An 11,982-nucleotide genomic window follows, 5' to 3' on the forward strand; every position below is an offset into this window, starting at 1 on the left:
CTTCACCGCTGTGAGGTTTGCTTCTCAAAAGCGAGTGCAAAGGTAGGAACTTTCTGCATTCCCTCCAAATTTTACATGGTATTTTAACAGAATTTTAACACTTAAGGACGTTTTCACAATATCTGATTACAGATTTTCACAATTACAGAATAAAAATATATACCATTACTTCTATTCGATTTTGAAATAAATAAAGATTTGAGTAATTTTGGCCTTATAAAAAATGCTCTCCGCCAGTCTAATCAATAACCAAAAATCACATGCGAAAAATAACCACATTAATATATATAGCAATTTTGCTACTCATACCTTTTTCATTGCGCGGAGTCACACCATCACAAATCAGATGGCACAACGAAAGCACCGATACAACAAAAATTACAAAACTGCTGATTAAAGCCACCGACTTCAGTGCATCCACCCCCAACGAGCTCGTGGAATTTATCGGTAGACAATTCATCGGTGCTCAATATAAAGGCGGTTCTCTCGAAGGAGAGCCGGAAACACTGACAATAAATCTTGACGAATTTGACTGTACAACATTTATAGAAACGGTATCAGCGCTTGCTCTGACCATAGAGGACAGGAAGAATTCATGGCAGGATTTCGCCAATGTTCTCGAATCGATCCGCTACCGTCAAGGTGAAGCCAACGGCTACGCATCGCGTCTCCACTACTTCAGCGACTGGATTGTCACCAATACCCATCGTGGCTACATAAAAGAAGTGACCGATAGAATCCCCCAATCCGACTCGCAGATAAAGACGCTCGACTACATGTCGCAAAACCGCTCATCTTATCCAGCGTTGAAAGATTCGGCAACATTCGAAGGCATAAAGAATATGGAAGTCGGATACCGCTCACATAAATATCCATACATAAAGTCGACACGACTTACATCGAAACCGGTTATAAATGCACTGAAAGCAGGCGACATTGTAGCGCTCACAACAAAGGCCGGCGGATTAGACATCAGCCACGTCGGGCTTATCGTGATTGAGAAAGACGGGCCTCACCTTCTCCATGCATCATCTCGTGAAGGGAAAGTGGTAGTAGACAAATTAACCCTTGCGGAATACATGCGCAAATCACCCAACCTGACAGGAATACGCGTCATCAGGTTGCAAGCCCAATAAAGAAACCCCAATAATCATAAAATATAAGCCCCGGCCTACCGATGTGTGAAGTTCACATACGATATAGCCGGGGCTTATATTTTATGATTATGCGATAAAAAAGATTTACAGGTCTATTCCATAGTCTTTAATTTTACGATAGAGCGTCCTCTCTGAAATATTCAGCTCGCGAGCAGCCTCCTTACGCTTACCGCCGTTACGCTCAAGTGCTCGACGGATAGTGTCACGCTCAGTATCTTCAAGCGTGACAGGAGAAGACTGCACAGCCACTACATCGCTGACACTCCCCGACGGATTTCCCGAGGGAGGGAACGAGGATGAAAACGGCTGAAATTTCACAATCGATCTCACCGAGCTTTCCGCTCCTCGAGGCAAAACATCCTCTACCGACTGGAAACCACCTGAAGGAACATTGCGCGACGAAGCCCCAAGTTCATCAATGCGTATATTGAGCGCCTCTATCTGGCGCTGAAGTCTCAGAATCATGCCAAACAAAGCATCCCGTTCCGATTCATACTCATGAGCGCTCTCGACATGGTGGGCAACCGGGGTGTAGTTCATCGAGCCTTCAGGAAGAAAATTCCCCACGATTTCAGCATCAATTGTATTGCCCGATTCGAACAGCGCAATCTGCTCGACGACATTTTTCAGCTGACGGACATTACCGGGCCACCGATAGCGCAACAACGCCGAACGCGCCGAATCGTCAAACGAAATCGAAGGCATTGTGTAGCGCTCCGCAAAATCAGCGACAAACTTACGTGCAAGAAGCGCAATGTCGTTGCCTCGGTCACGCAATGGTGGAATCTGGATTGAAACAGTCGACAGACGATAGTACAAATCTTCGCGGAAACGGCCTTCAGCGACAGCCTTTGCCATATCGACGTTGGTAGCGGCTACAATCCTGACATTCGACCTCTGGACAGCGGACGAACCGACCTTTATGAACTCACCGCTTTCAAGCACGCGCAAAAGGCGCGCCTGAGTGGTCAGCGGAAGTTCGGCCACCTCGTCAAGAAAAATCGTACCGCCGTCGGCCTCTTCGAAATAACCTTTTCGCGAAGATATAGCCCCTGTGAACGAACCTTTCTCATGGCCGAAAAGCTCTGAATCGATAGTGCCCTCAGGAATCGCGCCACAGTTGACAGCAATATACTTGGAATGTTTGCGCGATGAAAATCCATGTATGATTTTTGGGAAAAACTCTTTGCCAGAACCGCTTTCGCCGGTTACTAACACCGAAAGGTCTATCGGAGCGACCTGTATGGCACGCGAGACAGCAGCGATAAGCCCGGGGGCATTACCGACGATGCCGTAGCGCTGTTTGGCCTGTAAGATTTCGGCAGGGAGTTCCTGAAGATTAAGCTGCATGCCTTCTGAATTATAAAAATTATATCTGACGATGACTGTACTATTTTATAGCCTTGAGCGAATATGTGCGTTGACGAAGGAAATCGCTCAGTTCCTTCAGCGAGCCGGAATGGGCCTCGATTTCCTCCACAGTGATAGGGTCGCCGACAGAAATATGAAGTGTATCGTTCTTGCGACGGAAAACTTCGGCCGGCAGACGGAGCGTGCGGAGTTGCCAACTGATAATGCCAAGCATACGGAACCACCAGCTGTTGTAGCCGTGGAAGAATATCGGAATCACCGGGACTTTGAGCTGCTGAATGAGACGAATCACAGATTCACGCCACTCTCGGTCCTCGAACCTGAGATGCTTGTTGTAATTGCCGACCGCACCGGCAGGGAAGAAACCGATAGGATGCCCCTTGCGCACCTGCATGATCGCTTCTTTGATTCCCTTCATCGACACAGCTTTCTTAGCAGGATCGTCGCTCGCAGTCTGATCGACAGCAATGAAATTCGGACGCATGGCCACTATGTAGTTCAGAATCATATTGACCATGACCTTGAAATCAGGACGGCGACGGCCGATGATGTCGATAAGCGTAATTCCGTCAAGCGCGCCGAAAGGATGATTGCTTATGGTAATGAAAGCTCCTTCGGGAAGGTTGTCGAGCACCTTCTCATTGTCAATCCGCAATTTTATATTAAGGTCTTCAAGCAATCCACGGCAGAATTGCGGGCCGGGAGTGTCAAAATTGTGGTCATGAATCCAATTGACCTTGTCAATATCCAGCAGCTTCATAAACCAATTGACAAGACGGCGCTTGCCATTAAGGAAAGGAGCCATCTTAACTATATCATCATAGTCAAGCACAGTGCGCTTGACAGCGGTAGTTTCATTAGTTTCCATAAAGTTGAATTCTTTTAAGAGCGCAAAATTAGCAAAAATCCAGCAATTACATGGTATGGCCCGGTTTATTAGCCCAAAACAAGGGAAAAATCGCACAAATATGACACGACAAAAGCCCTGTTTCGTAAAATTAACAATTAAATTACGCACAAAAAGTATAAAAATGTGAAAAAATTCCTACCTTTGCGCACTGCAAAATAAAGCATAGTCATATAGTCTAACAGCGGAAGCAAGTTACCGATTATGAATTTACTACAGAAAAAATTATCCAAATACACAGCGCCTCAGGAAGCCAAAGCGGCCGGAGTTTACCCTTATTTCCGCGCAATTTCAAGCGAACAGGACCCTGAGGTCATCATCAACGGTAAAAAAGTGCTGATGTTCGGTTCTAACTGTTACACAGGCCTTGTCAACGACCCACGTATAAAAGAAGCCGCCATCGAAGCAACCCGCAAATACGGCACGGGATGTGCCGGATCTCCATTCCTTAACGGAACACTTGACATCCATAAGGAACTCGAAGCAAAGCTCGCTGAATATATAGGAAAAGAAGACGTTATGGTCTACTCTACCGGTTTTGAGGTCAACCTTGGCGTTGTTTCCTGCCTTACCGGCCGTGAGGACTATATCCTCTGGGACGAACAGGACCACGCTTCAATCATCGAAGGACGTCGTCTTTCATTCAGCCAGCAGTTCAAGTATAAACACAACGACATGGAGTCGCTCGAAAAGCAGCTCCAGAAGTGTGCTCCCGACAAAGTGAAACTCATCGTCAGCGACAGTGTGTTTTCAATGGAAGGCGACGTTGCCAACATCCCTGCGATGGTTGAGCTTGCAAAGAAATATGATGCCAGCCTCATGATTGACGAAGCACACGGCATCGGCGTGTTCGGCGAAGGCGGCCGCGGACTTGTACATCACTACGGCATGTCTGACGATGTAGACCTCATAATGGGAACATTCTCCAAATCATTCTCATCACTCGGAGGATTCATCGCCACAAACAAGGAAGTCACCAACTATCTCCGCCACCACTCACGCTCATACATATTCACTGCGAGCATCACACCTGCATCAACAGCAGCAGCCCTCAAGGCTCTTGAAATCATGCAGACCGAGCCGGAACGTCAGGAAAACCTCTGGAAGCTCACAAACCACGCGCTGGACGGCTTCCGCTCACAGGGATTTGAAATCGGCAACACATCCACCCCGATTATCCCCCTCTTCATCCGCGACGACTTCAAGACTTTCGCAATCACCCACGACCTTCTCGAAGAAGGCATCTTCGTCAACCCCGTGGTTTCGCCGGCCGTAGCCCCAACCGACACTCTCATCCGCTTCTCACTCATGGCTACGCACACAATGGAGCAGGTCGACCGCGCTCTTGAAACAATCACACGCATATTCCGCAAATACGATATCCTCCACTGATATCATTCCTGAAAAGGAAAAACAATCCATAAAATCAGCGCCCCGTTTTCAATCGTGAAAACGGGGCGCTGATTTTATGGATTTACGTTAAAATAATAAGTGAATCATAGACAATCCAAATATCCATAAACAAAATCAATTAGATTAAGCAAAGGCCGGAGTATAGGGATGCGAATATTTCTATTCCCTGCAAAGATACACAATTTTCATAAATATACGAAATATTCACATAAAATATACACGGTATGCCATGATGCAGCCTTATGCTTGAAAGAAAACACCCTGAAAAACTACGAGCCCCTCCCGTCGTCGAACAACGCCGGGAGGGGTTCGCAAAATATCGTCGCCTCGATCGTCAGGCTTTGACATCAGAGGCATTGGCCGCCGTAAGCTCAGGGTCGGCCTCTTCGCCAAGTTTCTTGCTCAGTTCATGATCAGCCTTCAGCTTGATACGGTCAAAACCCTGTCCGTAAACACCGTTCACATTGCCTTGCGTGATAAAGGCATCCGGGTCGACATCTTTCACGATTCGGAAAATAGTCACCGATTCTGACTTACGGCTCACGATAAGCAATATCTTCAGATGCTGTTTCGTATACCATCCCATACCGTCGAGCACCGTCACACCTCTTCGGCCGTACTTGTTGACGGCAGTCGCTATTTTTTCCCAGTGCTTCGAAATAATGATAAACTGGACTGCCTGCCTGTTGGTGTTGATCATGAGATCCACCATATATGTAAGGATGAAGAGCACAATGAAGCCATAGACCACCGTGGTGATGTTATGAAAAAAGAGATAGCTCGAAGATATAATCGCAAAATCGACATAGAGCATCGTGCGGCCGACCGAGACATTCGTCTTTTTGGCAACAATCGCACCGACAATGTCCGTTCCGCCGGTGCTACCGTTATGTATGAACACGATTCCGAGAGCAAGACCGGAAAGCACCGAACCAATGCACACACACATGAACGGCTGGTCCGGGACAAGTGGTCCGTCAAACAACGGAGGCATAAAAGTCACGACAATCGAAATCGCCGTCGCCCCATAGAGAGTCCTGTAGACAAAGGAATGCCCGACAATCTTCCATGCAATAGCCAGCAATACCAGATTTATGGCATATTGGGTGATACCGATTGAATAAGGATTGCCCGTAAGGAAATAGACAATCGTGCCCAGACCGGTCACACCACCTATCACCACCTTTTCAGGAAGGATGAAAGCTGAAAAGCCAAATCCATAAATAAGGACTGCCAGCGTAATCATTATGTAGTCGCGACTCGACATCCATAATTGTTTTCTTGTAAAAGTCATTACTGCTATATTTGAACTGATGAATGATTACTTCGCAAATTTAAGTCATTTCATAATCACCTCCAAATGATAGAGGCATATAACTTACCACCGGATGAAACCTTTTTTTCACCTTATATAATAATATGATGCAAAAAAGTCAGGTTTCGTAACGATTCTTTGCAAGCGCCCCCTGCTTGACTCGCAAAATAAACGACAAAGCAAAATGTTAAAGATTCATAAAACACATTTGCTAATAGCCAAAAAATAACTACCTTTGCAGACCGATTATGTCCAATTAATAAACCCGACAGCCTCCGGCCTAAACTTTTGGCCAAGTCAAGCCTTGGAGATGTCAAAAGTAACTTTCTATTAATTAAACATTTAACGTGGATACTTTAAGCTACAAGACCATTACTCCCAACGCGCAGAGCGTTGAACACAACTGGGTCGTTATCGATGCTACCGATCAGGTGCTCGGTCGCCTTTGTGCCAAAGTCGCCTTGATTCTTCGTGGAAAGAACAAGCCCAGCTACTCACCCAACATCGAGTGCGGCGACAACGTAATCATCATCAATGCCGATAAGGTTCGTCTCACAGGCAAAAAGTGGACTGACCGCGAATATCTTTCATACACCGGCTATCCCGGCGGTCAGCGCGTCGCTACCCCCGAAATCATGATGAAGAAATCGCTCAACAAGCACCTCAAGCCCGGCTATCACCCCCTCTTCATCAAGGTTGTGAAAGGCATGCTTCCCAAGAACCGTCTTGGTCGTGCAATCATCGAAAACATGCACGTTTACAACGGTCCTAACCACCCCCACGAAGCACAGAATCCAGTACTTATCGACATTAACAAAATTAAATAATTGAAGAATGGAATCAGTTAATGCAGTTGGCCGCCGTAAAGCTGCCGTAGCTCGCGTGATCGTTAAAGAAGGAAACGGTCAAATCACCATCAACAAACGTCCCCTCGATGTTTATTTCCCCTCTTCCATCCTTCAGTACATCGTTAAGCAGCCCCTGCTCACTCTCGAAGCAACCGAGAAATACGACATCAAGGTTAACCTCAACGGAGGTGGCTACAAGGGACAGGCAGAAGCTCTTCGTCTTGCTATCGCACGCGCACTTGTTAAGATCAACCCCGAAGACAAGCACGCACTCCGCGTCGAAGGCTTCATGACCCGCGACCCGCGCGTCGTTGAACGTAAGAAGCCCGGTCGTCCCAAAGCACGCAAGCGCTTCCAGTTCTCAAAGCGTTAATATTTATCAGGAGCATATATGGCTCTCTTGCAGGCTCAGAGCTTAGAGCCTGACATCAATCGAAAGCCACGACGCTCCAAAGTGTTTAGTATCTAAACCGCCGAGATGGACACGTTCCCTACTCCACGGTTGTAATTTTCTAAAGAACGTAAACAACACCAAAACAGACAATGTCAACTCCAAATTTTGACCAACTCCTCGAAGCAGGTTGCCATTTTGGCCACATGAAAAGAAAATGGAATCCTGCAATGGCTCCTTACATCTTCATGGAGCGCAACGGTATCCACATCATCGACCTCTATAAGACTCAGGCCAAGCTCGAAGAAGCTGCTGCCGCACTCCGCAACATCGCAAAGGGTGGCAAGAAAATCCTTTTCGTAGCTACCAAGAAGCAGGCCAAAGAAATCCTTGCCGAGAAGGCTCAGAGCGTCAACATGCCCTACGTTATCGAACGTTGGCCCGGCGGTATGCTCACAAACTTCCCCACAATCCGCAAGGCTGTGAAGAAGATGACCTCTATCGACAAGATGCAGAAGGACGGAACTTTCGACAACCTTTCAAAGCGCGAAAAGCTCCAGATTTCACGTCAGCGCGCCAAGCTCGAAAAGAACCTTGGTTCAATCGCCGACCTCAACCGTCTTCCCTCTGCCCTCTTCATCGTTGACGTTTGCAAGGAACACATCGCCGTTGCCGAAGCCAACCGTCTCGGTATCCCCGTATTCGCTATCGTCGACACCAACTCTGATCCCTCAAACGTTGATTTCGTAATTCCCGCTAACGACGACGCATCTAAGTCAATCGAACTTATCCTCAACACCGTATGCGCTTCAATCACCGAAGGTCTTGAAGAGCGTAAGGTTGAAAAGGCCGACGAAAAAGCAGCCGGTGAAAATGCCGACGCTCCCCGTCGCGACCGTCGCCGCGTAAGCCGCAAGGACGAAAACGAAGCTGAAGTAGCAGCTGAACCTGCAGCTGAAGCTGAATAATCAATTTTTTATTTCTAACATTCTAACTCCAATTATATTATGGCAGTAACAATGGCAGACATCACCAAACTGCGCAATCTTACAAGCGCCGGTTTGATGGACTGCAAAAAAGCTCTCGCCGAAACCGACGGTGACATCGAAGCAGCTGTCGAGATTCTCCGCAAAAAAGGTCAGGCTGTAGCCGCCAAGCGCGAAGACCGTCAGGCAGCAGAAGGCTGCGTAATCGCCCGCACAGACGGCACTTTCGCCGCTGTACTCGCTCTTAACTGCGAAACTGACTTCGTAGCTAAGAACGCTGGCTTCGTAGCCCTCGCCAACAAGCTCATGGACATCGCCATGGAAAACAAGTTCAAGACTGTTGAAGAGCTCAAGGCTTTCACTGTTGACGGACAGACTGTTGCCGACCTCATCACTGAAGAGAGCGGTAAGACCGGCGAAAAGACTGAAATCGGCGCATACGAAGTAGTTGAAGCTCCCACAACCGCTGCTTACAACCACTTCAACAACAAACTCGCTGCAATCGTAGGCTTCAACCTCGAAGGTGTCGACGCTCAGATTGGTCGCGAAGTATGTATGCAGATTGCATCAATGAACCCCGTTGCTGTTAGCCGCGAAGACGTTCCTCAGGCCACTATCGATCAGGAAATCGCAGTTGCCGTTGAAAAGACCAAGCAGGAACAGGTACGCAAGGCTGTTGAAGCCGCTCTTAAGAAAGCCGGCCTCAACCCCAACCACTTCGACTCAGAGGACCACATCGAATCCAACATCTCTAAGGGCTGGATTACTGAAGAAGACGCTGCCAAGGGTCGCGAAATCATCAAGGTCACTGCTGAAGCTAAGGCTGCAAACCTCCCCGAAGCAATGATTCAGAACATTGCCAACGGACGTCTCAACAAGTTCTTCAAAGAATCTTGCCTCATGGAACAGGAATACGTACAGGACAGCAAGCTCACTGTAGGTCAGTTCCTCGACAACACTCAGAAGGGCCTTGTTGTAGTAGCCTTCAAGCGCGTTAACCTCAATCAGGACTAATCTACCGGTTAATACTGAAAGTCATAACAACGCAATATTCCAAGGACGGCTGTCCCGCTGCTTTGTCAGCGAGACAGCCGTCCGGCTTTTCTCTCCCCCCCGAACGCGATATTTTAAGTTTTTTACATCTTTAATCTGTTAGTCGGTGAAAACCACGGCATTGTCCATCCGATTTGCATGAGCGACTGAAAATTTTTACTTTTGTAAAACAGCATCGCACAATTTTAGAAAACCATGAAGGAAATCCTGACACGTCAGCGTCTCACCACTTTTCTGACACACCTGCTCTGCATAATCATCCTTATCATCCTTCCGGAGATTCTATCGAGCCTTGCCAATCCGGGGCGTCCGATAAAAATGTGGATGTATACAAAGACATTTGTATTCATCGGGGTATTCTACACCAACTACTACTGCATAATAGAGCAATCGTTTGACAAGCCCAAACGTTTCCTTCGTTTTTTCGGCTACAATTTCCTTCTAATCATAGTAGCCCTCGGACTCATATATCTCATCTGGCGCTTTAAAGGCCATCTTGGAGGGCGCACACCACTCAGAAACCACCCATCACCTACCGAAAGCATGTATTTTGCAAAATCAATCGGCATGCTCTCGCGCGACGTAGTGATGCTGATTCTTGTTATCGGTTTTGCGACAGCCCTACGGTTAGGCGACAAATGGCTCAAGCTTGACCGCAAACGGCAGGACCTCATCAACATGCAGCATGAGGAAGAACTGAAAAATCTGAAAAGCCAGCTCAATCCTCATTTCCTTTTCAACACCCTTAACTCAATATATGCACTCATCGCAATCTCTCCATCCAAAGCTCAGAGTGCCGTCCACGAACTGAGCCGACTACTCCGCTACGTGCTCTACGACACTTCAGCCACAGTCTCACTCAGACAGGAACTCGCGTTTATCGACAACTATGTCAGCCTTATGAAGCTACGACTGAGCTCCGCGATAAAACTCAACGTGACGCTTGATGCCGGAAACAATGAAAATCTCCACATCGCACCACTGCTTTTCATAACACTCATTGAAAACGTTTTCAAACACGGGATACACACACCGGAAATCCCGCTTGAAATATCAGTCATTGCACACGGCGACACCATCGAATGCCGCACATCCAACGGACATTCTGCAACCGGAAGCCACACCAAACTGCCGGCGCTGCCTGCAACTGACCACGATGACTCCAACAGCGGTGGAATCGGGCTGTCCAATCTTCGCCGGCGTCTCGACCTGATATATGGCCGGAATGCACAGCTCGACATAATCACAACTGATAAATCATACGAAGTGAGCCTGAAAATCCATATCACTGACACTTATAATTAAAATGTATCTTGGAGGCTGTTTAAACTTTTCAACAAAAAATCAGTCTAACTACCATCTCTCTCCCTCAGACAATGGAATTCCATAACATAAGACTATCGTATAATAAAGAAATAACCACAGCTTAAACAACACCATACATGTCACTCCGCTGCTGCGTCATTGATGACGAACCTCTCGCATCAGGCCTAATCAAATCCTACATAGAGAAAACCCCGTTTCTTGAATTCGTCGGAGAATTCTCATCGCCAAGAGACGCCATCTCCGTGATTCTTAATGACAATATCGACATCGTGTTCCTTGACATCCAAATGCCACAGTTAAACGGCATAGAATTCGCAAAAATCATACCTCCGACAACGCGAATAATCTTCACGACAGCCTATTCCAACTATGCAGTCGAAGGATTCAAGGTCAATGCGCTCGACTATCTCCTCAAACCCATAAGCTACGAGGAATTTCTTGAGGCCGCAAACCGCGCCCTCAACTGGCATGAGCTGACCAGACGCAACTCTACTCATAAAGCAGCCGAAAACGCTTTCACCGACGGCGACTATGTGATTATAAAAAGCGAATATAAGCTCGTGCAGATCAACATCAACGACATCATATACATCGAAGGGCTTAAAGACTACGTGAAAATATATGTCGACGGGACTGATAAATCAATCATGTCTCTTCTCAGCATGAAGACCCTCGAACAGACCCTCCCTGCGTCACAATTCATGCGTGTCCATAGATCATTTATCGTAAATCTGTCAAAAATAAAAATCATCGAACGCAACCGCATCCTTTTCGGAAAAGTCCAGATTCCAATCTCCGACAGCTACAAGGATGCTTTCTCCGACTACATCAACCGCCGGACCTTAGCCTGAAAAAAACATTTATTCCTTATAACACCCAAAGCAACAGAGGGTCGGTCATCACGACCAACCCTCTGTTGCTTTATATTCAAATCAGTGCAAATGTAATCTGATTTAATTACAAAATGGAAGCTTAATTAATTTCGTATTAAAGAGCCTAATGTGCTCTCTTTATATATAAGACGTTCAATGCCGCCAAATAGTTACATCCGGACAGCGATTTTCACATCATTTAATATTTCAAGATTAGAAACCCTGCATGAAAAACTCACGACGTTAAATACAGTTAAATAGTTGTCAGAAAATTTAATTCGGTGTAAATTTGCCATGTGTATGAATTCATGATAATCCTAACCATGAAACTTGCGAATTTAGA

Annotated in this window: 11 protein-coding genes; 8 read left to right on the plus strand and 3 right to left on the minus strand. The window is 46.7% G+C overall.

All coding sequences use genetic code 11. The annotated features are described in order from the left end of the window. Positions 1-296 precede the first annotated feature (296 nt). The gene (locus QZ311_RS07205) at positions 297-1,136 is read left to right on the plus strand and encodes an N-acetylmuramoyl-L-alanine amidase-like domain-containing protein (protein ID WP_297066022.1); all 840 of its coding nucleotides are present in this window, start codon (positions 297-299) and stop codon (positions 1,134-1,136) included. A gap of 105 nt (positions 1,137-1,241) precedes the next feature. Here QZ311_RS07205 and QZ311_RS07210 read toward each other — a convergent pair whose 3' ends face one another. Both QZ311_RS07210 and QZ311_RS07215 read right to left on the minus strand, forming a co-directional pair. Further along, positions 1,242-2,507, minus strand: a complete 1,266-nt coding sequence (locus QZ311_RS07210; RefSeq protein ID WP_297066026.1) for a sigma-54 dependent transcriptional regulator — start codon at positions 2,505-2,507, stop codon at positions 1,242-1,244. Between the two features lie 40 nt (positions 2,508-2,547). Continuing rightward, a complete protein-coding gene (locus QZ311_RS07215) occupies positions 2,548-3,396 on the minus strand; it encodes a lysophospholipid acyltransferase family protein (RefSeq protein WP_297066030.1) in 849 nt (282 codons plus the stop codon). A 243-nt stretch (positions 3,397-3,639) separates the two neighbouring features. Here QZ311_RS07215 and QZ311_RS07220 point away from each other — a divergent pair, with 243 nt between their 5' ends. Further along, on the plus strand, positions 3,640-4,827 hold the full coding sequence (locus QZ311_RS07220) for a pyridoxal phosphate-dependent aminotransferase family protein (protein ID WP_297066033.1): 1,188 nt from the start codon (positions 3,640-3,642) through the stop codon (positions 4,825-4,827). A gap of 355 nt (positions 4,828-5,182) precedes the next feature. Here QZ311_RS07220 and QZ311_RS07225 read toward each other — a convergent pair whose 3' ends face one another. Beyond that, a complete protein-coding gene (locus QZ311_RS07225) occupies positions 5,183-6,142 on the minus strand; it encodes a YitT family protein (protein ID WP_297066037.1) in 960 nt (319 codons plus the stop codon). A gap of 368 nt (positions 6,143-6,510) precedes the next feature. Between QZ311_RS07225 and rplM the strand changes: the two genes are divergently transcribed. The 6 genes from rplM to QZ311_RS07255 all read left to right on the plus strand — a co-directional run bounded on the left by rplM (position 6,511) and on the right by QZ311_RS07255 (position 11,618). After that, positions 6,511-6,990 (plus strand): 50S ribosomal protein L13, encoded by a 480-nt coding sequence (rplM, locus tag QZ311_RS07230; protein WP_297066040.1) that lies wholly within the window; start codon positions 6,511-6,513, stop codon positions 6,988-6,990. Positions 6,991-6,997: 7 nt separating this feature from the next. Continuing rightward, entirely contained in the window at positions 6,998-7,384 is a 387-nt protein-coding gene (rpsI, locus tag QZ311_RS07235; RefSeq protein WP_123614377.1) for a 30S ribosomal protein S9, read from the plus strand. A 170-nt stretch (positions 7,385-7,554) separates the two neighbouring features. Then, entirely contained in the window at positions 7,555-8,370 is an 816-nt protein-coding gene (gene rpsB, locus QZ311_RS07240; RefSeq protein WP_297066045.1) for a 30S ribosomal protein S2, read from the plus strand. Positions 8,371-8,409: 39 nt separating this feature from the next. Further along, positions 8,410-9,402, plus strand: a complete 993-nt coding sequence (tsf, locus tag QZ311_RS07245) for a translation elongation factor Ts (RefSeq protein ID WP_297066047.1) — start codon at positions 8,410-8,412, stop codon at positions 9,400-9,402. Between the two features lie 234 nt (positions 9,403-9,636). Further along, positions 9,637-10,746, plus strand: coding sequence for a sensor histidine kinase (locus QZ311_RS07250; RefSeq protein ID WP_297066050.1), 1,110 nt, complete (start codon positions 9,637-9,639; stop codon positions 10,744-10,746). A gap of 137 nt (positions 10,747-10,883) precedes the next feature. After that, on the plus strand, positions 10,884-11,618 hold the full coding sequence (locus QZ311_RS07255) for a LytTR family DNA-binding domain-containing protein (protein WP_297066053.1): 735 nt from the start codon (positions 10,884-10,886) through the stop codon (positions 11,616-11,618). Positions 11,619-11,982: the final 364 nt, after the last annotated feature.

It is taken from the genome of uncultured Duncaniella sp. (assembly GCF_910578445.1).
Taxonomy (GTDB): domain Bacteria; phylum Bacteroidota; class Bacteroidia; order Bacteroidales; family Muribaculaceae; genus Duncaniella.